This is a genomic window from Polaromonas potterensis (assembly GCF_033446725.1).
Taxonomy (GTDB): domain Bacteria; phylum Pseudomonadota; class Gammaproteobacteria; order Burkholderiales; family Burkholderiaceae_C; genus Polaromonas.
This window is the reverse complement of sequence record NZ_JAWQLX010000002.1, coordinates 75,377-97,898: the sequence shown is the minus strand read 5'-3', so window position 1 is coordinate 97,898 and position 22,522 is coordinate 75,377. Positions and strand designations below refer to the sequence as shown.

Annotated in this window: 17 protein-coding genes; 8 read left to right on the top strand and 9 right to left on the bottom strand. The window is 63.3% G+C overall.

Features of this window, described 5'->3' with window-relative positions:
- From sbcB to R6254_RS03565, 4 genes are all read left to right on the top strand, one after another.
- Complete coding sequence (sbcB, locus tag R6254_RS03580) at positions 1 to 1,446, top strand: exodeoxyribonuclease I (RefSeq protein ID WP_318404489.1); 1,446 nt, start codon at positions 1 to 3, stop codon at positions 1,444 to 1,446.
- Between the two features lie 144 nt (positions 1,447 to 1,590).
- On the top strand, positions 1,591 to 2,046 hold the full coding sequence (locus R6254_RS03575; RefSeq protein ID WP_318404487.1) for a MarR family winged helix-turn-helix transcriptional regulator: 456 nt from the start codon (positions 1,591 to 1,593) through the stop codon (positions 2,044 to 2,046).
- 59 nt (positions 2,047 to 2,105) lie between these two features.
- Positions 2,106 to 4,175, top strand: coding sequence for a TonB-dependent receptor (locus R6254_RS03570; protein ID WP_318405196.1), 2,070 nt, complete (start codon positions 2,106 to 2,108; stop codon positions 4,173 to 4,175).
- Between the two features lie 90 nt (positions 4,176 to 4,265).
- Entirely contained in the window at positions 4,266 to 6,713 is a 2,448-nt protein-coding gene (locus R6254_RS03565; RefSeq protein WP_318404485.1) for a membrane-bound PQQ-dependent dehydrogenase, glucose/quinate/shikimate family, read from the top strand.
- Positions 6,714 to 6,893: 180 nt separating this feature from the next.
- On the opposite strand, the gene R6254_RS03560 is transcribed toward R6254_RS03565, so the two are convergent.
- The 6 genes from R6254_RS03560 to trhO all read right to left on the bottom strand — a co-directional run bounded on the left by R6254_RS03560 (position 6,894) and on the right by trhO (position 12,579).
- Positions 6,894 to 7,334 carry an NUDIX hydrolase gene (locus tag R6254_RS03560; RefSeq protein ID WP_318404483.1) on the bottom strand — a complete coding sequence of 147 codons (441 nt, stop codon included), beginning with the start codon at positions 7,332 to 7,334 and terminating at the stop codon, positions 6,894 to 6,896.
- Positions 7,335 to 7,384: 50 nt separating this feature from the next.
- A complete protein-coding gene (locus R6254_RS03555) occupies positions 7,385 to 7,624 on the bottom strand; it encodes a DUF4287 domain-containing protein (protein ID WP_318404482.1) in 240 nt (79 codons plus the stop codon).
- Between the two features lie 364 nt (positions 7,625 to 7,988).
- Positions 7,989 to 9,737 carry a hypothetical protein gene (locus tag R6254_RS03550; protein ID WP_318404480.1) on the bottom strand — a complete coding sequence of 583 codons (1,749 nt, stop codon included), beginning with the start codon at positions 9,735 to 9,737 and terminating at the stop codon, positions 7,989 to 7,991.
- A gap of 250 nt (positions 9,738 to 9,987) precedes the next feature.
- Positions 9,988 to 10,518: a hypothetical protein gene (locus R6254_RS03545; RefSeq protein ID WP_318404478.1), complete on the bottom strand. Its 531-nt coding sequence runs from the start codon at positions 10,516 to 10,518 to the stop codon at positions 9,988 to 9,990.
- 448 nt (positions 10,519 to 10,966) lie between these two features.
- Positions 10,967 to 11,608 (bottom strand): glutathione S-transferase, encoded by a 642-nt coding sequence (locus tag R6254_RS03540; RefSeq protein ID WP_318404476.1) that lies wholly within the window; start codon positions 11,606 to 11,608, stop codon positions 10,967 to 10,969.
- On the bottom strand, positions 11,608 to 12,579 hold the full coding sequence (trhO, locus tag R6254_RS03535; protein WP_318404475.1) for an oxygen-dependent tRNA uridine(34) hydroxylase TrhO: 972 nt from the start codon (positions 12,577 to 12,579) through the stop codon (positions 11,608 to 11,610). Before trhO ends, R6254_RS03540 begins: the two co-directional genes overlap by 1 nt.
- Before the next feature lie 255 nt (positions 12,580 to 12,834).
- Between trhO and R6254_RS03530 the strand changes: the two genes are divergently transcribed.
- Entirely contained in the window at positions 12,835 to 14,013 is a 1,179-nt protein-coding gene (locus R6254_RS03530; protein WP_318404474.1) for an extracellular catalytic domain type 1 short-chain-length polyhydroxyalkanoate depolymerase, read from the top strand.
- Between the two features lie 83 nt (positions 14,014 to 14,096).
- On the opposite strand, the gene R6254_RS03525 is transcribed toward R6254_RS03530, so the two are convergent.
- Positions 14,097 to 15,389, bottom strand: a complete 1,293-nt coding sequence (locus R6254_RS03525) for a DUF2130 domain-containing protein (protein ID WP_318404472.1) — start codon at positions 15,387 to 15,389, stop codon at positions 14,097 to 14,099.
- Positions 15,390 to 15,711: 322 nt separating this feature from the next.
- On the opposite strand from R6254_RS03525, the gene R6254_RS03520 reads away from it, so the two are divergent.
- The 3 genes from R6254_RS03520 to R6254_RS03510 are packed head-to-tail and all read left to right on the top strand — an operon-like array spanning position 15,712 to position 21,003.
- Positions 15,712 to 16,275, top strand: coding sequence for a DUF2760 domain-containing protein (locus tag R6254_RS03520; protein WP_318404470.1), 564 nt, complete (start codon positions 15,712 to 15,714; stop codon positions 16,273 to 16,275).
- Complete coding sequence (locus tag R6254_RS03515; protein WP_318404469.1) at positions 16,272 to 18,131, top strand: Hsp70 family protein; 1,860 nt, start codon at positions 16,272 to 16,274, stop codon at positions 18,129 to 18,131. The genes R6254_RS03520 and R6254_RS03515 overlap by 4 nt, the downstream gene beginning before the upstream one ends.
- Before the next feature lie 25 nt (positions 18,132 to 18,156).
- Positions 18,157 to 21,003 (top strand): Hsp70 family protein, encoded by a 2,847-nt coding sequence (locus R6254_RS03510; protein ID WP_318404468.1) that lies wholly within the window; start codon positions 18,157 to 18,159, stop codon positions 21,001 to 21,003.
- An 82-nt stretch (positions 21,004 to 21,085) separates the two neighbouring features.
- Here R6254_RS03510 and R6254_RS03505 read toward each other — a convergent pair whose 3' ends face one another.
- Together R6254_RS03505 and R6254_RS03500 are read right to left on the bottom strand one after the other, a co-directional pair.
- Positions 21,086 to 21,550, bottom strand: coding sequence for an EVE domain-containing protein (locus R6254_RS03505; RefSeq protein WP_318404466.1), 465 nt, complete (start codon positions 21,548 to 21,550; stop codon positions 21,086 to 21,088).
- A gap of 12 nt (positions 21,551 to 21,562) precedes the next feature.
- A complete protein-coding gene (locus R6254_RS03500; RefSeq protein ID WP_318404465.1) occupies positions 21,563 to 22,330 on the bottom strand; it encodes a TSUP family transporter in 768 nt (255 codons plus the stop codon).
- Positions 22,331 to 22,522: the final 192 nt, after the last annotated feature.

Genomic DNA, 22,522 nt, shown 5'->3' with positions numbered 1-22,522 from the left:
ATGCCCCCCCATACGTTTCTCTGGCACGACTACGAAACTTTCGGCCTCAGCCCGCGCCGTGACCGGCCGGCGCAGTTTGCCGGTATTCGCACCGATGCCGAACTGAACGAGATCGGCGAGCCGCTGATGATTTATTGCCAGCCCGCCAGAGACTATTTGCCCGACCCGGCTTCCTGCCTGATCACAGGCATCACGCCGCAGCGGTGTCTGGAGCGCGGTGTGCCCGAGCATGACTTTGCCGCGCAGATTGAACACTTGCTGGCCCAGCCCGGCACCATAGGTGTGGGCTACAACACCATTCGCTTCGACGACGAGGTGACGCGTTTCATGTTCTGGCGCAACCTGATCGACCCCTATGCACGCGAGTGGCAAAACGACTGCGGCCGCTGGGATCTGCTCGACGTGGTGCGTATGGCGTATGCCTTGCGGCCCGAAGGCATCGTCTGGCCGACCCGGGAAGACGGCAAACCCAGCTTCAAGCTCGAAGACCTGGCGCGCGCCAACGGCTTGTTGCATGAAGCCGCGCACGACGCCTTGTCCGACGTGCGCGCCACGATTGCACTGGCGCGGCTGATTCGCACGGCGCAGCCCAAGCTGTTTGAGTTTTGCCTGAGCCTGCACAAAAAAGATCGCGTGGCGGTCGAGTTAGGCCTGCCTGCCAGTCTGCAAACGGCGCGGCCGTTTTTACATGTGTCGGGCATGTTCCCGGCCGAGCGTGGTTGCCTGGCCGTGATGTTTCCGCTGGCTACGCACCCGAACAACAAAAACGAAATCCTGGCCTGGGACCTGGCCCACGACCCCAGCGAGTTGCCGCTGCTGGACGTGGCCACCTTGCGCCAGCGCCTGTTCACCAAGTCGGCCGAGCTGCCTGAAGGTGTCAGCCGCCTGCCCATCAAGTCCGTGCACCTGAACAAGTCGCCCATGGTGGTGCGCCAGTTGCAAACCCTGACGCCGCAGATGGCGGCCAAATGGGGCATAGACCTGGCCGCCGCGCTGGAAAATGCCGAAAAAGCCGCCAGCCTGCCCGACATGAGCGCGCTATGGCCCGAGGTGTTTCAGCGCCCCCAGGAAGCGCTGCCGGATGTGGACGAGGACCTGTACGGCGGCTTCATCGGCAATGCCGACCGCCGCCGCCTGAATCAGTTGCGCGAGTTGCCCGCTGCCGAGATGGCGCATAGCCGCACCGGGTTTGACGACGACCGGCTGGAAGAGTTGCTGTTTCGTTACCGCGCACGCAATTTTCCAGACACCCTCACGCCCGACGAGGCCGAGCGTTGGGAGTTGCATCGCGCCGCGCGCCTGCTGGATGGCGAGGGTGGGGCGCGGAATGTGGATACCTACCTGGCCGAGATCGACACCTTGCAGGAGGAGTCCGACGAACGTGGCGAAGCGATTCTGGGCGCGCTGTATGACTATGCGGAGATGATCGCGCCTGAGCTGCCATAGAGCTTTGTAGATATCCAGTCTCCGGTATTTTTTAGATTTCCCGCTGGAGAAAGGCTGTGGCTTTTATTCTGGCTCCGTTTACAGTGCAAAATAGCACCCAAATAGGTAGCCTCCTACTTATAAGCATGCTTATCGATTTGGACAATGTCGTATCCCTCTGATTTAGGTCAACAAGTCATCATTGCGGCCAGCCTGCTGGCACGCAGCTACCGGCGCCAGGCGGACCTGGCGCTGAAAAGTTGTGGGCTGTCGGAAGTCATGGCTTGGCCGGTGCTGGTGGTTGGGCGGCGGGACGGCCTGCGCCAGATTGAACTGGCAGAGTTGTTGGGCATCGAAGGGCCTTCGCTGGTGCGCAACCTGGACCGCGTGGAGGCGGCCGGGTTTATTGAGCGGCGCGCGGATCCAACCGACAGGCGCGCCAAGACACTGCACCTGACGGCGGCTGGTCGTGCGCTAAGCCTTCGCATCGAGGACGTACTGGCTGATTTGTCGCAGCGAAGTTTCGACGGTATTCCCGCCGCGGACCTGAACACCTGCCTGGCGGTCTTCGGCCAAGTCGATGCGGCATTGGCACGCGGCGCGCAAGGCGCGACGACGTGATGCGCTTGTCACGGCAGTACCTGGTGCTGGTGCTGGCAGGCGTGTTCGTCGAAGGCGGCATGGCGCAGCCCGCTGAGCCGGGCGACACCATCCCCAGCCTCAAGCCGCAGATCGTCACCAGCACACGCACCGAAGCGCCACCCTTCGAGGTGCCTGCATCCGTCGACGTGGTGGCAGGGGAGGACATGCGCCAGGGGCAATTGCAGGTCAACCTGTCGGAGAGCCTGGGCGGTGTTCCCGGGCTGCTGGTGCAGAACCGGCAGAACTATGCGCAGGACTTGCAGCTGTCCGTGCGCGGTTTCGGCGCGCGCTCCACCTTCGGGATTCGCGGTGTGCGCCTGTATGTCGACGGCATTCCCGCCACCATGCCTGACGGCCAGGGTCAAAGCTCGAATATCGACATCGCTTCGGCCGGCCGGGTGGAAGTGCTGCGTGGGCCGTTCTCGGCGCTGTACGGCAATTCCTCGGGCGGGGTGGTACAGGTTTTCAGCGAGGAGGGCGAAGGCCCGCCCACCATCAGCACCAGTGTCGCGACTGGCAGCAACGGGCTTCGCCGCTACGGACTCAAGGCCAGCGGCGCCACGGACAGCGGTATCGACTATGTCCTCAGCACCAGCGGCTTCACCACCGATGGCTGGCGCGACCACAGCGAGACCAGCAAGAACCTGACGAATGCGCGTCTGGGCATCCGGCTCTCCGACGACAGTTCGCTCACCCTGGTGCTCAACAGCGTCCGCCTCAGCGCGCAGGACCCGTTGGGCCTGACGGCGGCGCAACTGGCGGACAACCCGCGCGGCGCGGCGCTCGCCCAGCAGTACAACACCCGTAAAACCGTGGACCAGACGCAGGGCGGCCTGGTCTACGAGCGCCATGTAGACGCGGACAATAGTTTGCGGCTGATGCTGTATTACGGCACCCGCGACACGACGCAGTTTCAGGCCATTCCTCCAGCGGCCCAGGCCAGCGCCACCCAGGCCGGTGGTGTGATCTCACTGGGCCGCGAGTACGGCGGCCTGGACGTACGCTGGACCTCGCGCCTGTTGTTGGCCGGACGGCCGCTGACCCTGGTGGGCGGGGTGAACTACGACACGCTGCGCGAGCAGCGCCAGGGCTTCCAGAACTTCACCGGCACAGGCGCCGCGCAGCAACTCGGCGTGCTGGGTGCGCTGCGCCGCGATGAAACCAACCGGGTGGCGAATCTGGACCCTTACCTGCAGGCCACCTGGCGGATGGCCGAACGTTGGACGCTGGAGGCCGGCCTGCGCTACAGCACGGTGCGTTTCACCTCGGATGACCACTACATTGTGGGCGCCAACGGCAACGACAGCGGGGCGGCAAACTACAGGAAAGCCCTGCCGATGGCGGCCCTGCGTTACGAGGCCAACCCGGCGCTGAACCTGTACGCCACCCTGGGACGTGGTTTCGAGACGCCGACCTTCAACGAACTGTCCTACCGCAGCGGCGGCCTGTCGGGCCTGAATTTTGCGCTGCAGCCTTCGGTGAACACCAGTGTCGAAGTGGGTGCCAAACAACGTGTGGCCGGCGGCCTGTTGACGGCGGCGCTGTTCCAGACACGCACCGATGACGAGATCGTCACCGACACCGACAGTGGCGGCCGCTCGACCTTCCGGAACGCCGGCCGCACGCGCCGCAACGGCCTGGAGCTGGGCTGGAACACCAGCCTGGCGCGTCACTGGCGCGCTCAGGCTGCCTACACCTGGCTGGACGCGACGTACCAGGACGGCTTTTGCGCCACGCCCTGCACGGCGGCCGGCGCCGTTGCAGCCGGCAACCGTATTCCCGGCATCGCACGGCAGGTGGCCCAGGCCTCGCTGGACTGGGCGCCTCCCACGGGCTGGCGCGCCGGTGTACAGGCCCGTTATGTGGGCGCCATCCCGGTCAACGACCTCAATTCCGAATCAGCGGCGAGCGCCACCCTCGTAGCCTTGCATGCCGGCTACCTGCTTCGGCTGCAGCGCTGGGAAATCAGCACCTTCGCACGTGTGGACAACGTATTCAACCGGCGTTATGCCGGCTCGGTGATCGTCAACGAGAGCAATGGCCGCTATTACGAAAGCGCGCCGGGTCGCAACTGGGGCCTGGGTGTCAGCGCCGCCTACCATTTTTAAAAAGCCGCCCCCTGTACAAGCCGTCATCCGGCGGCTTGAGGTGAGCAGGGGCATTATTTTTGTATCGTCAAGAAAGAGGAGATTTGAGTCATGTCACTGACAAGTTCACCCAACCCTTCACCGCCTGGCGCGGCCCGCTGGGGCTTGCTGGTTTTCGGTATCCTGCTGGCGCTGATCGGCCTGGCACTGGCCCTAGGCGGTGTGCAGCTGGCCACCTTAGGCGGCTCCTGGTACTACCTGCTGGCGGGTATCGCCTTCGTGGTGTCGGGCGTGTTGTTCGCCCGCCGGCGTGAGGCCGGTGCCTGGGTTTACGGCGCGCTGTTCGTCGCGACCGTGCTGTGGTCGCTGTGGGAAGTCGGCTTTACTTTTTGGCAACTGGTGCCGCGTCTGGCCCCGGTGTTGGTGCTGGGTTTCGTCGCGCTGCTGCTGGTGCCCGCGCTGACACAAGGTCGCTTGCGCGCCCCGGCCCGTGCCTTGGCGGCCCTGGTGGCCCTGGTGCTGGTGGCTGGCGGTGCGGCGATGTTTGTGCCGCATGGCGTGATTGAAGCTGGCGCAACGCCGGAGCCGACGGCCAAGACGGCTGCCGCGGCGGGCGCGCCAGCGGACTCCCGCTGGCAGTATTACGGCCGCACGCCGGCCGGTACACGTTTCGCGCCCTTTGACCAGATCACCAAAGAAAACGTCAAGCAGTTGCAGGTCGCCTGGACCTTCCGCACCGGCGAGATGGCCGGCCCGGGATCGGAAAACCAGAACACGCCCACGCAGATCGGCGATGCCGTTTATGTCTGCACGCCGCGCAACCAGGTGTTCGCGCTCGATGCCGATACCGGTGCGCAGCGCTGGAAATTCGACCCCAAAGCGGATGCCAAGATATGGAACCGCTGCCGCGGCGTTGGTTATTACGAACCTGCTGCAGCAGCCGCTGCGTTGACAGCTTCCGCCACCAGCGTGACCCCGGCCGCTCCGGCTACGCCCGCACCCGCGCTGCCGGCCGCGCCCAATGCCGTGTGCGCCCAGCGCATTGTGATGACCACGGTTGACGCCCGCCTGATCCAGCTCGACGCCAAGACCGGCCTGCCATGCGAAAGTTTTGGCAACAAAGGCACGGTCGACCTGAAGGCCGGCATGGGCTTGGTCAAGCCGATGTACTACTTCCAGACGTCGGCACCCACGGTCGTGCGCAACATGATCGTGGTCGGCGGCTGGGTCTTTGACGGCCGCGAGATTGACGAACCCTCGGGTGCCGTGCGCGCCTTCAGTGCCGACACCGGCGAGCTGGTCTGGGCCTGGGACCTGGGCAACCCGAACATCACCAAGCTCCCGCCCGCAGGCGAGTCCTACACCCGCAGCACGCCCAACGTCTGGTCGACCCCAGCGTTCGACGACAAGCTCGGCCTGATCTACCTGCCCACCGGCAACAACCCACCCGACTTCTGGGGCGCCCAGCGCTCCAAGGCATCGGAGGCTTATTCCTCATCCGTCGTCGCGGTGGATGTTGCCACAGGCAAGGAACGCTGGAAATTCCAGACCGTGCACCACGACATCTGGGACTACGACGTGCCCGCGCAGCCCGCGCTGTATGACGTTCCGGACGGCAAGGGCGGCACCATACCGGCCCTGGTTCAGCTCACCAAACGCGGCCAGACCTTCATGCTCGATCGCCGCGACGGCAAACCTATCGCCGAAGTGCAGGAAAAACCGGTTCCGCAAGCCGGCCAGGCCGGCGACTGGACGGCTCCCACGCAGCCCTACTCGGTGGGCATGCCGGCGATTGGCGCCGAGCCGCTGTCCGAAGCCAAGATGTGGGGCGCGACTTTCTTCGACCAGCTGGCCTGCCGGATTGAATTTCGCAAGTTGCGTTACGACGGTGAGTTCACGCCACCCACGACCACGCCCAGCCTGATCTACCCCGGTTATTACGGCGGCATGAACTGGGGCAGCGCCTCCATCAACGAGGACAACGGCTACCTGATCGTCAACGACATCCGCATGCCACAACTGGTGCAGCTGATTCCGCAAGAAAAGGTGGATAACAAGCAGGTCACGCTCGGCCATGGTGTGGGCCTGGCCCCGCAAAAAGGCACGCCTTACGCCATCACGCAGCGCGCCTTCCTGTCGCCGCTGGGTTTGCCTTGCCACGCGCCGCCCTGGGGCACGCTGTCGGCCATCGACCTGAAGACGCGCCAACTGGTGTGGCAACGTCCCCTCGGCACGATCCAGGACACCGTTGTGGCCGCAGGCATCAAGGCTGGCTTGCCCATTCCGCTGGGCATGCCCACGCTGGGCGGCCCGATGACGACCGCTTCCGGCCTGGTGTTCTACGCCGGCACGCAGGACTACTACCTGCGCGCCAATGACGTGCACACCGGCAAGGAGTTGTGGAAAGGCCGCCTGCCCGTCGGCGCCCAAGCCACACCGATGACTTATGTCTCGCCGGCCAGCGGTCGCCAGTTTGTGGTGGTTGCCGCAGGCGGAAGCCGGCAGTCGCCAGACCGCGGCGACTACGTGGTGGCCTACACGCTGCCCAAGAAGAACTGACCCCGAGGTCTGGCCAGGTGCCAGACCCGGTGCGGCGCGCCTGCCCGGAGGGTAGGGTAGGGCGCGCTGTACAAGGACGCGGAAACGATGGCCCCGATGCATCCACCGGCAAGGCGTACTTTCGCTACGTTATTGATAGCATGTTGCAAAGGCTCTATAAGGGCTAGAGGCCTAAAATCCTTAAAAATTCTCTGATATGGACGCCAAGCCTGCGTAAAGCGGCAACACATGCGCCTGGGTCAGCGGCGCCAGCGGTAACTCAATCTTGGACAGTGGGTCCACCCAAACAATCTCCTCGATCTCGGCGGCGGGCATCACCGCCTCGGCGATATGCAGGTGAAAAATCTCGGCCTCAACCATCCAGCCCGGCTCATTGGCCGCAGGTGCGACGAAGCAGCCCAGGTAAGCCGGCCGCGACGGTGCAATCACCAGACCCAACTCTTCATACAACTCGCGCACCAGGGCCGCAACGGGCTCCTCGCCGGGCTCAATTTTTCCACCCGGCTGCATGAAGGCCTGGGTGCCCCGTTTGCGGACCAGCAAGGTGCGCCCATCGTCCCGGGACAAAAGTGCGGCGGCGATGCGGATAGTGTGAGTTTGTGACGTGGGCAGGGGGTTCATGCCCTGATTGTCCGGCAAGCGAGGAGGGCGACATCGCGCCCTCCAGTCATTCAGGCTCGCTGCGCCTCTCGCCCACCCTGGCTGCCTTTGAGCACAGCCACGATCGCCATCGCATGGCCGTGACCCAACGCTAAGTCCTCTTTCAGCCACGCCACGACCTGGCCGGCTTTCACGTCGGGCTTGAGCTTGCCTTTGACGCTGAAGCCTTTCTGGTTGGCCATCTTTTTGAAGTCGGCGGGGGACTTGCCGGTCTTGGCCTGGATGTTGTCGATGTAAGCCTGAAAGGTCATGGAACACCTCGAATGGGAAGCGCGTCAAGGAATGCAAGTCTAGGCGGCAAGGCTTTTCGGATCAACTGGTGGCGCTTGCTTGGGTCCTGGGGTGCCCTTGAGCACTTGTGCCGGCCATCATTGACCAGGCTTCAAGACACATTTCCCTGCCAAATGCGGCGACCGATCGCCGCCGAATGGCTGCTGGGGAATGTCGAACGCTAGGGCCGAATACGGCCAAATCCGGCCGGTCGATGTGGCTGCCAGATAGCGGCCGCTCGGTGCCGCTCTCGACCCGGTGCTGTCATTCGATCTGTTGAATCCGGTGACCGCTCTGCCGCTTTTGGCTTTCATCGGCTTCCCCAACTTGCAGTCACGCAAGTTCCTATTCAGGCAGAGCGCCGCACTCAAGGACCGGGTGAGCCGCCGCCAGTGCTGGCGATGGGGGTAGGTCGGAGGGAAGGAAGCGCCTCACGCGGAGGGCTGAAATAGGATCGGTAGCGGCGAATTCTTTCAGCCACGCGATTGTCTTCTCACGCACGTTCTTTTCCTCCTCAGTGCCCCCCCTCTCACCAAACTTGAGGAGCGTCGTCAGTCTGCGCGCGAACACCCTGTTGTCCTTAGCGCCGGTAAGCACTGGCACGATGGCGTCGAAGTTCGCTTCCGCTATCTTGGTGAGGTCCATGGGATTCCAACCTCTGTTGAATTCGATCGAATCAAGCGTCTTCTCAAGGTCGACAGGCTCTTTGTGACGCGTGACCTCCGCGTCAAGCGCAGCCGTAAAGGTAGCGTCGTACTTTTCGCCAAAATCTTTGCTCGGTGTCAAAGCACCTCGGCGATTTTGGTTCGCGGCAATGAACTGATTTAGGAGCTTCGTCGCAGCATCTATCCCCTCAAGTTCAAGCAGCACTTCGTATACAGAGTGAAGCTCTGATGCACTAATTAGGCCGAGCGCGGCATTGGTTGTGTCCAACAACTGCCCGAACGCTGCTCTGCTGTCATCGACGCCCCACCAAAAGCGATGGATTGCATCGTTGAATGCTTCTGTCCGCCCTCCTACCTCGATCTGCTGCGACAACTCCTCGGAGAGGCTTCGAATTGCATCATCGCGAAAAAATCCCGAGATGATGCCTGCGTAGATTTCCCTGTCGAGTGGGCTCGTTATTTCGTACCCGTAACCTGCAATGACCTTGTCCCAGCTAGCCTCACGTTTCTCCTGCTCAGTCTGCTCCTCCTCCCTCTTTTCCTTGTTGAAATACTTTTCCCAGCCGGTGGTGCCGTATCCGAGTAAATATTCGGCGGTGGGAAAATCATTCTGAGGAATGAAGTGCGCAACTCCGAAGAGTGCCAGAGTGTTGACCAGGTCGCTAAGTACGTTCGGGTGAAGCCCCCTTACTATCTTTGCCAGGTCTTCGGCGTGCGTCCCGAGCCGACCGATCACGCGAATGTTCGAAACTCCAAGACGGACGAGCCTCTCCGTCAAGATTTTGCCGACCTCAGTAGGCGCGACTCCAAGCGCAACGACACATGCCTCTTCAGGGGTCGGTGCGAAGTCCACTGTTTCGTCAACTACCTTCTCGAGGTATGTGGCCAACTCGTCCTTGGCGTCACCGCTCAACTTCTTCTGATTGGAAATTAGGAGAACACGGCAATTCCTTTCCTCCTTTAGAAACGAAGCGAGCCCCAAAACATCAGCGTTGCGTAGTGAAGGGGGCGCGCGTTCAAGGTCATCGATACAAATGACCGCGTTTCGCACTGCCGCAAACGAAAGCTCTTGGGCTAGCGATTCAAGCTTCCCTAGGTAGGGAATCACGGGCAGCAGTTTTATGATCTGCATCGGCTTCAAGCCAATGGCCTCGCGTTCGACCACCTCTCCCACGGTACTCCGGTCTGGAAGCCTTACCGCAGAGATAACTTCCTCCGCAATGCGCTTTCGCACCTCTGCCAGTGAAGTGAGGCCGAACAGCGAGACGTAGGCGTACCGTGGACGAACTCCATTCTTGGCCGCTCTGTGGAGTGCCTGCTTCCATTGGTATGTCTTGCCGGAACCCCAGTCGCCTGTGAGCATTGCCACTTTTGGCGTTTCCGCGGCAATTAACTTGTCTAGGCGAACTTGAACAACTTCTAGAGTCAAGGTTTTATCCCCCTTAATCGAGTCATCTTAAAGCCGACCAGCGTACGACTCGGTTCAACCCTGAAGCAGTCCCAGACGCTGTGCCCGCGAGGGACAGCTCTTGGCCGACTGCCAAACTTCGTGGCTGACCGCTTCGCCAGCGGCTGACCGGCGGCAAAGGGCCCGAAGCTGCCATCCCATAGGATTGGGTATTTCAAAAAGCACATTGCTTACCAATCACCCGGCAAGGGATCTGGGTGCCCTTGATGGATCAGTGCCGCTTTGACTCTTCGGAGCCTTGCAGACCCAGCTCTGTTGCTGCGCGTTTCAATTCTGCAAATTGGTAGTCCTGCACGGTCTGCCTGGAAGAGATGGCTCGGCCGTCTGGTCCAGGGATGAGCAGCCAGGCCGTCGCACCTTCTTCCTGCGGGTGCGGCATTGCAAACATCAGGAACTCGCAGTCGATGCCCCAAACGTCATCGACCTGCATGTCTTTGCACTGTGATGGAACGTGCATGAAGGTCACGCGGTCGCTGACTGCACGCAGAAACTCGTAGTCTTGTGGGTCTTGTGCTTCCGGTGCCCCCTGCATCGGATCAACAAAGTTAATGAGGGGCGTGCTGCTGAATGAGCCATGGGCCCAATCTTCTTTTTCGCGCTGAAACATCAGCGTTGCCTTGCCCGTGAAAGCGAAGCCAGATTCGTCATCGCCATACTTGAAGGCCTTGGCAGTAGCTACCGCCTGCGCATAGCCTTCGTCGTCAATGCCTACAAAGCGCAAGTCTTCAGTGATGCTCGTCATGGTTCCATCCAAAAAATAAGCCCGATCCAAACACTCGAATCGGGCCTTGTCTAATCAGCCAATTATCGGTTACCTGGCAGGCGCGAAATCTACTCATTCGTGACCCGTGAGTGCTAGCTTAATGAACACCGCTGGCGGACATGACCAGTGCTGTGGACGGCAGCTATCGACCCCAAGGAGACTTTGATTCTTCTCCCAAGTCGATATTCGGTGGCCAACAGCAGCGAAGTGCTCAGCTCCGACGGGAATGGTGATCCATGATTTTCAGCGGATGCAGTTGCTATACCTTTCATAGCTGCTTGCGCCCATGTTTATTGGGCAGAAGGCCGATTCGATGCATGACAAGCAAGCAAAAGAAGCTGGGAGATAACCACTTTAAGCATCAAAATGACCTCTAGCCCAGACGGCACGGTCGCAAGCAGCTATGGCTTTGATAGCGCCTGTAGCTTCAGGCAGCTGGCTGCCAGGCCGGGTGTTTGTCCATGACGCCGGCGTAAAGCGCGCTGCCTTCAAAGCCCCCCAGCCAGCCCTGCAAGCGCGGCCAGGCTTGGGCTGCGAACCAGGTCGGGTCGGTATGCGCAAACTGGCGCACAAAAGGCAGGATGGCCATGTCGGCCAGGCTGGCGCTGTGGCCGCACAAGCAGTCGTTACTGCCAAGCAAGGCGTCCAACTCCATCAGCCAGGCCGCGGCGCTGCTGCGCTGAGCGTTGGCAAAGGCCAACTCGTCGCCTGGCTGTTCGCCGGCGTAGCGGTTCGGGTATTTGTAGCGGTCCAGGCTGCGTTTGAACGGGCCGTCGTTGGCGGCGATCAGCGCATCCACGATGGTGCTGTCGGCTGTCAGCCAGCCTTCGGGGTCGTGTTGCTGCAGCGCCCAGCGCATGATGTCCAAGCTTTCATCGAGCACGCGGCCGTCTAGCAACACCAGCACGGGCACGGTGCCTTTGGGCGAGGCGGCCAGCATGGCGGCCGGTTTGTCGCGCAGCACAATTTCCCGATGCTCGATCTCTTGGCCGCTGACGCTGAGCGCCAGCCGCGCACGCATGGCATACGGGCAGCGGCGAAACGAGTAAAGGACGGGCAGGGCGCCCATCAGGAGCCTTCCGGGTCCTCGGCGGTCGACGACGGCATCTTGGCGCCGATATGCGGCTGGCGGCGCCGGTTGGCGTAGTCGACCTGGCGCTGGCGCTCAATGAAGCCGCGTTTTTGTTCCTCGGTTTTTTTGTCGTGGCAGGCCGGGCAGCTCACGCCGGCCACGTACAGCGGTGAGGCTTTGTCGGCCTCGCTGATCGGGTCGCGGCAGGCGCGGCACGAGTCGTAGCTGCCGGTGGCCAGGCCATGCACCACCGAGACACGTTCGTCGAAGACAAAACACTCGCCTTGCCACAGGCTGTCGGTTTCAGGCACGGTTTCCAGGTACTTGAGGATGCCGCCTTCCAGGTGGTAGACCTCGTCAAAACCCTGGGTGCGCATGAAGGCGGTGGATTTTTCGCAGCGTATGCCGCCTGTGCAAAACATGGCCACCTTGGGCTTTTTGCCGTCCCGGGCCGCCAGAACACCGCCCGGGGCAGACTCTTTTTCAACCCAGCCGGGCAGTTCCGAGAAGCTTTTGGTCTGGGGGTTGAGCGCGCCCTCAAACGTGCCGATGCCGAATTCGTAGTTATTGCGGGTATCGACCACCACAACGTCGGGGTCGGCGATCAGCGCGTTCCAGTCCTCTGGCTTCACATACTCGCCGGCCATCTCGTTCGGGTTGATGCCAGGCACGCCCAGGGTGACGATTTCGCGTTTGAGGCGCACCTTCATGCGGTAAAACGGCAGTTTGTGCGCCCAGGACTCCTTGTGCGCGAGTTCGGCCAGGCGCGGATCGCTGCGCAAATGCGCCAGCACCGCCCGCACACCGGCTTCGGGGCCGGCAATCGTGCCATTGATGCCTTCGTCGGCCAACAGCAAGGTGCCACGCACGTCCTGCGCTTCACAAAAAGCCTGCAGCGGGGCTTGCAGGTCGGCAAAGTCGGGAAGTAAGACGAATTTATAGAGGGCGGCGGTGAGGTAGTCGGACATGGCAAGGTGGAAAAAGACGGCGCCAGGGGCGCCACAGCCTCCATCGTAACGGCTGGGGCCGGTACCGACATTGACACGCATCAAAGGCCCCGGGGCGGGCGATGGCAGGGATAAGCCCGAAGTCGTGGATGTTTTTGCTGCAATGCAGCAAAATGAATCTGTGCTTATAAATTCACGAGAGGAAGTATCGCCCTGTAGCTCTGACCGCGGCGCCGCCGGAATGACCACGCGCGCCCTGACTGTGAGACCCAGCCCATGCCCCGAAGCCTGAGCAGCCTCTGGCTCAAGAACCTGCGGCGTCTGGGCAAGGCTCAGCAGGCGCAGGGCCGCCGCCTGTTCAAGAGCCTGCTGCCGCCCGCCGTCCGCGCCCCGGCGGCGCGGCGCCCTTCGTCCGCAAAAGTGCTTAAGCCCGTCAAGGTCAGAAAGGCGCGCGCGGCCAGACCGGTCCAGCGGCCAGCCAGCCCAAGCCTCATCCCAGCGGCCGTCCCCGGCGTCTGGCGCAAAACCTGGTTTTCCTGGCCGGGTGCCAGCCAGGTGGCCTCGGCGCGACGGATGTTGTACTGGCTTTACCTGCCGTCAGGCGCCGCCCATGCATTGGCCACGCCGCTGCCGCTGGTGGTGATGCTGCACGGCTGCCAGCAGACCGCCAGCGACTTTGCCACGGCCACCCGGATGAACGCCCTGGCCGAGCGCAAGGGCTTTGCGGTGCTGTACCCGCAGCAGTCGGCCGCGGCCGATGCGCACCGCTGCTGGCACTGGTACAAACGCGCCACGCAGCAAGGGCAGGGCGACGTGCGGCTGGTGGCGGACATGATCGCGCACGTGCAGCAGCGTTACAGTCTGGACACCACGCGCACCTACATGGCCGGGCTGTCGGCCGGTGCCGCGCTGGCCAATCTCGTGGCGCTGCGCCATCCCGGGCTGATCGCCGCCGTGGGCCTGCACTCGGCGCCGGTGTTCGGCACCACCGACTCGGCCATGAGCGCTTACCGAGCGATGCAGCATGGCTCTGGCGCCCACCACAGCGACTCGGCCCAGGCCTTTGCCGACACGCAGCCGCTGCTGGCCAGCAAGGCCGGCATGCCGGTGATCCTGATCCACGGCGATCAGGACAAGGTGGTCCGCCGCATCAATGCGCAGCAACTGATGCAGCAGTTCCGCATCATCAACGCGGCTGCCATCACGCGCGCCGAGCCGGTGCAGCGCCGCTTTCCGGCGCGCCCCTCGGGCCGCTTGCGGCCGGCCTACCAGACCGCGACCTATTACGCCGGCCGCAAGCCGCAGCTGGTGCTGTGCGAGGTGGACACGCTGGGCCACGCCTGGAGCGGCGGCGATGCCAGCGTGGCGTTCAGCGCCGCTGAGGGCCCCGATGCCACGCTGATGATGTGGAGCTTTTTTGCGCGTCATCGGCGCCAGCCCATGCCCTCAGCCTGAAAATATCAGTCAAATTAGCCTCCAGCCTTTTAAGCGCAGCAGCTGATAGCTATTGAATTCGTAGCGAGATCTGCGCGGCGGGCTCACAGCAACTGCTGCGTTCCGCGCGGACTGTCGAGCGCGCTCAGCCCCAGCCCTTCAATCTCCTGCAGCGACTGACCGGCAATACCTTGCAGGTCGCCATACATGCCGACGGTGGAGTTCATCACGCTTTCGATCTGCGCCTGGCGTTTGGCCCACTGCTTGGTGATGACCTTGCGCTCCTTGTCCAGGTCGTCCTGCATGGACGAAAAGGCTTCGACAATGGCTTCCACCCGCTGGCGGAAACGCGGGCCGGTCAGGTACTGGTAGACCATTTCCGTTTTGGTCTGCAGGCCGTCCGACAGGGCGCGGGTCTGGCTGATCTGCAGCAGACCCTGGCGCAGCATGAGGGCGACGGGAATGGCCACGCGCGGTGATGCGATCCACACGCCGTCGACCAGGTCAAACGACTCCACGCCTTTGGGCAACACCTGGCTGACCAGTACGCAGACCTCGGCCTTGGCCGTGCGCTGGTCGTCACGCAGCTTGGGCAGCCAGCCGTCGCTCCAGTTGCGTGTGCGTTTGGACTCCCACAGGATGGTGCCGCAAGGCGTGCCGCTCTGGCTGTTGACGCGCTGCAACGCGTCGCCGCCGAACTCGCCCTTGGGCACGGGCTCGATCAAGTCAAACGGAAACTTGCCGCGCAACAGGTTTTCCAGCTCCATTTCCTGCACTTCGCCCTGCAGTTGCTGCGAGCCCTGTTCGGCTTTCTGCTTGAGCTCCTCGATCTTTTGCTGCATCGAGGCAATGGTCTGGTCTTTTTCGGCCACACGCAGCTTCATGCCGTCTTCGGCCTCGCGCCTGGCTAGGCTGCGCACTTCATTCAAACCGGTCTGCACACGTTTTTCAATCGTCAGGTCCAGTTCGCGTTTTTCGTCGTCAAGTTCGCGCTGCTTCTTGATCAGCTCGGCCTGGGCTTTCTGCGCCTCCAGCAGCTTGGCGTCACGCACCTTGAGCACGTCCTGCAACTCGGCCAGCTCGCGCGCCTTGGCGTCCAGCTCGTCGGCGGAGGCGGCCTTGGCTTTTTTGGCTTCTTCCGCCGCCACACGGGTGCGTTCGGTTTTCAACTGGCTGGCGACCTGGTCGGCCACCTGCGTTTCCAGGTCACGTTTGGCCTCGCTCAGCAGTTTTTCCTTGTCGCGCATCGCGGCTTCGCGCTGGGCGATGTCGCTGTCCTTGCGCGCGAGTTGCGCCTCGAACTGCTGGCGGGTCGAGGCCAGCAGCGGCGCGGCCAGCGATTCGGTGAGTTTGATTTCTGTCCTGCAGCTCGGGCAGGTGATGGTCGGTTCGGTCATGCGGGTCTTTCGTGGGCTGCGGAGGATTATCCCGCCTGTCGTTTGGCTAACGGGACTTTTTACGGCCACTTTCGCTATGAATTTAATAGCTGCTTGCGCTTGATGGGTTTGGGTTGGAGGTCTTTTTGGCTTGAAGAATTGCCCCCAGGCCGGTTTGGGGCATATTTTTCTATGGACAATAGCGCTTTGCCGCAGGTTTTAGCTGCGGGGAGGCCGTAGCGCCCGTCGCGTAGCCTGTTCCCTGGCCGGCTTTTCAAAACCACGCCCCAACCTTATTTGTTTTGCCCGGCTGTTTGCCAGCCGGCGCATTCAGGAGCCCTTGATGCCTTCATCCACGCCCCCGTCGTTTTTCAAACGCCTGCCGCTTGCTTTCGGCGCTTTTTTCAGCATTCTCGGCAACCCGGTGTTTGCCAGCCGTGTGCTGGGGCTGAGCCAGCCTGAAACCCCGGTGCCTTCGCCAGTCCCCGCGCCGGCTCCCGCACCCACACCCGCGCCGTTGAAAGAAGCCTCGTCCGACGCAGCCCTGCAACTGCTGGCCCTGCTGCAGCGCGACGCGCGCCTGATCGACTTCACGCAGGAAAACCTGAGCAGCTATTCGGACGCCGAGATTGGCGGCGCCGCGCGTGTCGTGCATGAAGGCTGCGCCAAGGTGCTGCGTGAACATTTCACGCTGGCGCCTGTGCGCGCCGAAGAAGAAGGCAGCCGCATCACCTTGGCGGCCGGCTTTGACGCTCGCGCGATTCGTCTGACCGGCAACGTGGTTGGCCAGGCGCCGTTCCAGGGCGCACTCAGCCACCGCGGCTGGCGCGCCACCGAGACACGCCTGCCGAAACTGGCCGAGGGCCATGACGCCACCGTGCTGGCGCAAGCCGAGGTGGAACTGTGAGCGAGGCAAGCCTGCGACCCGACGCGCGTTTTTCCATAGGCATAGATCTGGGCACCACGCATTGCGCGCTGGCCTATGTGGACCTGAGCGCGAGTGAGGGAGAAAAGACCCGGCACGGCGTGCTGGCTATTCCCCAACTCACCGCACCCGGCAGCGTGGAAAACCTGCCGCTGCTGCCCTCGTTTTTGTACCTGCCGCATGCCAGCGAACTGGCCGAAGGCGACCTGAGCCTGCCTTGGTCCAGCGGCCAGGATTTTGCCGTTGGCGAGATGGCCCGCGCGCGCGGCGCCTTGACGCCGATTCGCCTGGTGTCCAGCGCCAAAAGTTGGCTTTGCCACCCCGGCGTGGACAGGCGTGCCGCCATCCTGCCGGCCGATGCGCCACCGGAAGTGGCGCGTATCTCGCCACTCGAAGCGTCCACGCGTTACCTGCGCCATCTGCGCCAGGCCTGGGACCACGCCCACCCCGAGGCGCCGTTTGACCAGCAGGACGTGACGGTCACGATTCCCGCCTCCTTTGACCCGGCTGCCCGCGAACTGACGGCCGAGGCCGCACGTGCGGCCGGCTACAGTTCGCTGAGCCTGCTCGAAGAGCCGCAGGCCGCGCTTTACAACTGGATCCAGAACAGCGGCGGCCAGTGGCGCAAGGACGTCAAACCCGGCGACATCATTCTGGTGATCGATCTGGGCGGCGGCACCAGCGACTTTTCGTTGATCGCCGTGCTCGAAAAAGACGGCCAACTGGAGCTGCACCGCGTGGCCGTGGGCGACCACATTTTGCTGGGCGGCGACAACATGGACCTGACCCTGGCACATGTGGTGGCGCGCAAGCTGGCGGCCGAGGGCAAACAGCTCGACCCCTGGCAGATGCGCGCCTTGACCTATGCCTGCCGCAGCGCCAAGGAAAACCTGCTCGGCGATGCCAGCCTGGCGACGCAGCCGCTGGTGGTGCCCAGCCGCGGCTCCAAACTCATTGGCGGCTCCATCCGCACCGAGCTGACGCAGGATGAGGTGCAGAGCACCATCCTCGAAGGTTTCTTTCCGCAGGTGGATGCATCGGCCCGGCCCGTCATACGCACCCGCAGCGGCCTGACGCAGCTTGGTTTGCCCTACGTGCAAGACGCGGGTGTGACGCGGCACCTGGCCGCGCTGTTGGGCCGCCAGGCCGGTGCCACGGCCGAACTGCAAGGGTTTGCCGGCAAGGTGGATGCCTCGGCCAGCTTTCTGCACCCGACAGCCGTGCTTTTTAACGGCGGCGTTTTCAAGTCCGACGTGCTGACCGATCGCACCTTGGCCACGCTCAACAGCTGGCTGGCGGCGGAGCAGGGTGCGCCGGCGCGAGCCTTGACCGGCGCCGACATGGACCTGGCGGTGGCGCGTGGCGCGGCCTATTACGGTTATGTGCGGCGCGGCGAAGGCGTGCGGATTCGCGGCGGCACGGCGCGTGCCTATTACGTGGGCATCGAGTCGGCCATGCCGGCCATCCCCGGTTTTGAGCCGCCCCTGCAAGCGCTGTGTATCGCCCCTTTCGGCATGGAAGAAGGCACAGAAGCCGAGCTGTTGACGCAGGAATTTGGCCTGGTCGTCGGTGAGCCGGTGCATCTGCGCCTGATGGGCTCGTCGGTGCGCCGCCAGGACCAGCCCGGCACCTTGCTCGAAGCCTGGCAGCCCGATGAGCTACAGGAACTCGGCGACATCCAGGCCACCTTGCCCGCCGAAGGCCGACAAAACGGCGAGGTCGTGCAGGTCCGCCTGCGCGCCATCGCCACCGAAACCGGCACCCTGGAACTGATCGCCGTGGCCAGCCAGGGCGGCGAGCGCTGGAAGGTCGAGTTCGACGTGCGCGGCAATGCCTGACGTGCAAATCTGACACACAGCCCTGATGCGCCAGTACATCGTCGGCATAGATCTGGGCACTACCCACACGGTGGTGGCCTACGCCAAACTTGCCGCCCAAGGCCAGCCGGACGCGGTCCAACTTTTTCACATTGAGCAGTTGGTTGCCCCGGGTGAAGTCGCGGCCATGCCGCTGCTGCCTTCGCTGCGATACCACGCTGGTCCTGGCGAACTGGCGCAGAGTAGCTTGCAACTGCCTTGGCCGGCAGGGGCTGAAGCCGGCCAGGCGACAGTGGTGATGGGCCAATGGGCGCGCCAACTCGGCGCGCAAGTGCCAGGGCGGCTGGTGGCCAGCGCCAAAAGCTGGCTCTCACATGCCGCGGTGGACCGGCAGGCCCCCATCCTGCCCTGGGGCGCGCCCGACGAGGTGGCCAAGGTCTCGCCGGTCGAGGCCAGTGCGAGTTATTTGCGCCATGTGCGTGCCGCCTGGAACACGCGTTTTCCGCAGCAGCCGCTGGAGCAGCAGGACCTGGTGCTCACCGTGCCAGCGTCTTTTGACGAAGGCGCACGTGCGCTGACGCTGGCAGCCGCGCAACAGGCGGGCCTGCCCAAGGTGCGCCTGCTCGAAGAACCCCAAGCGGTGTTTTACGACTGGCTGTTGCGCCACCGCGATCGCCTCGCCGATGAACTCGCCGGCACCCGGCTGGTGCTGGTCTGCGACGTGGGCGGCGGCACCACCGACCTGAGCCTGATTCAGGTCGAGTTGGTGGACGGCCAGCCGAAGCTCAGCCGCATCGGCGTGGGCAAGCACCTGATGCTGGGCGGCGACAACATGGACCTGGCGCTGGCCCACGCCGCCGAAGTACGTTTGGCCGGTGATGTAGCGTCGCCGCAGCCCCTGTCCGCCAGCCGCCTGGCGCAACTCATGGACCGTTGCCGCGCCGCCAAGGAGTTGTTGCTGGCCGCTGATGCGCCCGCGCAAACCACGGTCACCTTGCTGGGCGGCGGATCGAAACTGGTAGGCGGCAGCCGCTCCCTGACCTTGACGCGCGATGAAGTGGAACATCTCATCGTTGATGGTTTTTTCCCGCAGGTGAGCGACCAGGCGCAAGCCCGGCAGGCACGCAGCGGCCTGGTGGCCTTTGGCCTGCCTTATGCGCGCGACGCGGCCATCACGCGCCATCTGGCCGATTTTTTGCGCCAGCACGACGCGGCCATGCCTGATGCGCTGCTGCTCAATGGCGGCGTGTTTCGCGCCGAGGTGCTGGTACAGCGCCTCACCGACACCCTGGCCGCCTGGCGCGGCGCGCCGCTGCGCCTGCTGCACAACGACAACCCTGACCTGGCCGTGGCGCGCGGCGCCGTGGCTTATGCGCTGGCGCAGCAAGGACTGGCGCCCAAAATTGGCGGTGGTTCGGCACGTAGTTATTTTTTGCAGCTCGACGACACCAAGGATGCAAAAGCCAAAGCCCAAGGTATTTGCCTGCTGCCACGCGGCAGCGAGCCTGGCCGGGAGGTGTTGCTCAATGGTCGAAGTTTTGCGCTGCGAGTCGGCCAGCCGGTGCGTTTTCAGTTGTTCAGCGCGATCAGCAATGCCCACCAGGCCCCGGCACAAGCCGGCGAGCTGGTGGTTTTGGACGACGATCAGTTTGTGCGCCTGCCGCCCATCGTGATGGTGCTGCAAGCGCCCAGCAACACGGCGGCCCCTGACCCAGTCCACACCGGCCGGCAAGAGATCGCAGTGCAACTGGCAACCTCACTGACCGAAGTTGGTACGCTGGAGATGCATTGCGTCAGCGTCGCCGACCCGAGTCAGCGCTGGCGACTCGAATTTGACTTGCGACACGGCAAGGCCCTTGCCGACGAAACGGCCTCACCCGAAGACAAGCGCGCCGCCGCCCGTATGGCCGAAGCCATCAGCCAGATTGACCGCATCTTCGGCACCAACAAACAAGCCGTCAGTCCCAAGGACGTGACGCAGTTGCGCTTGCAGCTTGAGCGCCTGTTAGGCGACCGAGCCTTGTGGACCACGCCGGTGTTGCGCCAGTTGTATGACGCCTTGTGGCAGCGAGGCCGCGGGCGCCGCCGCAGCGCAGCGCATGAACGCGCCTGGCTCAACCTCGCGGGTTTTTGCCTGCGCCCGGGTTTTGGCGATGTGCTGGACGAGTGGCGTGTGCAGCAGCTCTGGCCGCAACATGCGCTGGGCACCCAGCACACAAATGACAAACAAGTGGGCACCGAATGGTGGACCTTATGGCGGCGTGTGGCCGGCGGCTTGGCCGCGCCCGAGCAGTTGCGCCTGTTGGATGACTTTGCCTTCAACCTGCAGATCAACGAGAAGGGTGAGGGAAAAGGTGACGATGAGCCGCTGGCCGCCAAACCGGTGCCCGGCAGCAGCGCCGACATGTTGCGCCTGGGCGCCGCGCTGGAGCGGATTCCGCAGGCCTACAAAACCGAAATCGGCAGCTGGTTGCTGGGCCGCGTGTCCAAGGCTCTTGCATCGAAAAAAGCCCGCAGCGAATCCGAGTTGGCCAACGACAGCTTGAGCCTGTGGGCGCTGGGCCGCATAGGCGCACGCCAGCCGGTTCATGGCAGCACACACGACGTGGTGCCGGCCGAGGTCGCCGCGTCGTGGGTGGAGGCCTTGTTGGCGCTGGACTGGAAACGCCTGGAAGCCGCCGCGTTTGCCGCCGTGCAACTGGCCCGGGTGACCGACGACCGGGCGCGTGATTTGCCGCTGCCGCTGCGCGAAAAAATCATGGCCAAGCTGACGGTTGTGCATGCGCCGCCCGCCTGGGTCGCGCTGGTGCGCGAACGTGTGGAACTGGACGAGGCCACGGAGCGCCGCGTGCTCGGCGAGGCGTTGCCGCCGGGGTTGAAACTGATGGCTTAAATGCCCGCCAAGCCAAAATTTTGATAAAAACAGGCTCCAGCCCAGGCAGAACGGGCGCAGAAAGCTATGAATTGTGTAGCGACTACGCTTCGGGGCAACTGTCCAGAATAGCCTGCCAATGCGCGGGTTCTACAGGTGTGATCGACAAGCGGTTGCCTTTTTTCAGCACCAGCAGATCGGTCAACTCGGGCCGGGCGCGCAAAGCGGGCAGGGTCAGGTTTGGGATTTTGCGCAGCACTTGCACGTCCACCAGCAGCCAGCGCGGCGCCTCGGGTTTGGAGGCCGGATCGAAGTAGGGCGACTTGGGATCGAACTGTGTCGGGTCGACCCGGCTGGTCGAGGCCACGCGGGCGATGCCGACAATGCCCGGCTCCGCGCAACTGGAGTGGTAAAACAACACGCCGTCGTCCACACGCATGGCGTCGCGCATGAAATTGCGCGCCTGGTAGTTGCGCACGCCGGTCCAGGGCACGGTGGCCTTGGGCGCAGCCAGTGCGTCGTCGACCGAGCATTCTTCGGGCTCGGATTTCATCAGCCAGTAATTCATGGTGGTGTGCCCTTAACGGCCGGTGGTGAGCTGTAACAGCGCGGGAACAATCAGCCCCAGGCCCGTCAACAACAGCAGAAAACTGATCAGCTTGCGCATGGCCTGCCGCGACCAGCCGGGCGGGTGCCGCTCCAGCCACCAGCTTAGCGCGAACACCAGCGGCAAGGCCAGCAGGCATAACTTCAGCGCGTTGAGGCTGAACTGGCCGCTGGGCAACACGATGAGCAGCCGCAGCAGGGAGCCGGTCGCCAGCGTGGCCACCAGAGTGTCGCGCACATTTTTTTGCGCCATCGGCTGGCGGTAGAGGTGGTAGACCAGGGGCGGTCCGCCGGTCGAAAACAGGCCAGTCAGCAGGCCCGACAAGGCGCCATAAAGACGAAACGAGGTGGCCGACGAGCGCTCGCGCAAGGCCGCGGTGTCCAGCAGCACCACGATGGCGCAGGCGATCACCGTCAGGCCCAGCAGCAGGCGCAGGCCCAGGATCACGTTGCTGCTGAACCAGCCCAGCAGCAACAGGCCGGCCACAATGCCGACCAGGCTGCCTATGGAAATATCACGAAAGGCCGGCACGTCTAACGTTTTGCCCGTTCGGCGCAAGGCAACCAGGGCATTGGCCAGGGCCAGCACGGTGGCCACGTTGGCCAGATCCGCCAGCGGCGCCAGTTCAAACAAGCCGGCCAGGCCCAGCAGGATCAGTGAAAAAGCGAAACCGCTCAGACTCTGGGCGCAGGATGCCAGGGCCACACAGACCAAAAAAAGCGCGATCTGCCAAATCGTCATGCCGCGACGCCTGACTGCGAGGTGTTGGTTTTACCGGGGGCGTTGGCCAGGTGGATAGCCGCGCGATGTGCGCTGCTTGCGGTGTTTTTTGATCCGCTCGAACATTCAAAAGTCATGCCCCAAGGATAACTGCGTATGGGGGCCATCATGGATCACGACGCCTGTAGAAACTGATTACTTCGGTGGTCTTGC

What these genes read in the sequence shown, in the direction of transcription:
- R6254_RS03545 (WP_318404478.1), bottom strand. Translation starts at nt 10,518, where the DNA reads ATGACGAGCATCACTGAAGACTTGCGCTTTGTAGGCATTGACGACGAA.
- R6254_RS03530 (WP_318404474.1), top strand. Translation starts at nt 12,835, where the DNA reads ATGCCCCGAAGCCTGAGCAGCCTCTGGCTCAAGAACCTGCGGCGTCTG.
- R6254_RS03520 (WP_318404470.1), top strand. Translation starts at nt 15,712, where the DNA reads ATGCCTTCATCCACGCCCCCGTCGTTTTTCAAACGCCTGCCGCTTGCT.
- sbcB (WP_318404489.1), top strand. Translation starts at nt 1, where the DNA reads ATGCCCCCCCATACGTTTCTCTGGCACGACTACGAAACTTTCGGCCTC.
- trhO (WP_318404475.1), bottom strand. Translation starts at nt 12,579, where the DNA reads ATGTCCGACTACCTCACCGCCGCCCTCTATAAATTCGTCTTACTTCCC.
- R6254_RS03505 (WP_318404466.1), bottom strand. Translation starts at nt 21,550, where the DNA reads ATGAATTACTGGCTGATGAAATCCGAGCCCGAAGAATGCTCGGTCGAC.
- R6254_RS03570 (WP_318405196.1), top strand. Translation starts at nt 2,106, where the DNA reads ATGGCGCAGCCCGCTGAGCCGGGCGACACCATCCCCAGCCTCAAGCCG.
- R6254_RS03500 (WP_318404465.1), bottom strand. Translation starts at nt 22,330, where the DNA reads ATGACGATTTGGCAGATCGCGCTTTTTTTGGTCTGTGTGGCCCTGGCA.
- R6254_RS03510 (WP_318404468.1), top strand. Translation starts at nt 18,157, where the DNA reads ATGCGCCAGTACATCGTCGGCATAGATCTGGGCACTACCCACACGGTG.
- R6254_RS03540 (WP_318404476.1), bottom strand. Translation starts at nt 11,608, where the DNA reads ATGGGCGCCCTGCCCGTCCTTTACTCGTTTCGCCGCTGCCCGTATGCC.
- R6254_RS03525 (WP_318404472.1), bottom strand. Translation starts at nt 15,389, where the DNA reads ATGACCGAACCGACCATCACCTGCCCGAGCTGCAGGACAGAAATCAAA.
- R6254_RS03555 (WP_318404482.1), bottom strand. Translation starts at nt 7,624, where the DNA reads ATGACCTTTCAGGCTTACATCGACAACATCCAGGCCAAGACCGGCAAG.
- R6254_RS03565 (WP_318404485.1), top strand. Translation starts at nt 4,266, where the DNA reads ATGTCACTGACAAGTTCACCCAACCCTTCACCGCCTGGCGCGGCCCGC.
- R6254_RS03560 (WP_318404483.1), bottom strand. Translation starts at nt 7,334, where the DNA reads ATGAACCCCCTGCCCACGTCACAAACTCACACTATCCGCATCGCCGCC.
- R6254_RS03575 (WP_318404487.1), top strand. Translation starts at nt 1,591, where the DNA reads ATGTCGTATCCCTCTGATTTAGGTCAACAAGTCATCATTGCGGCCAGC.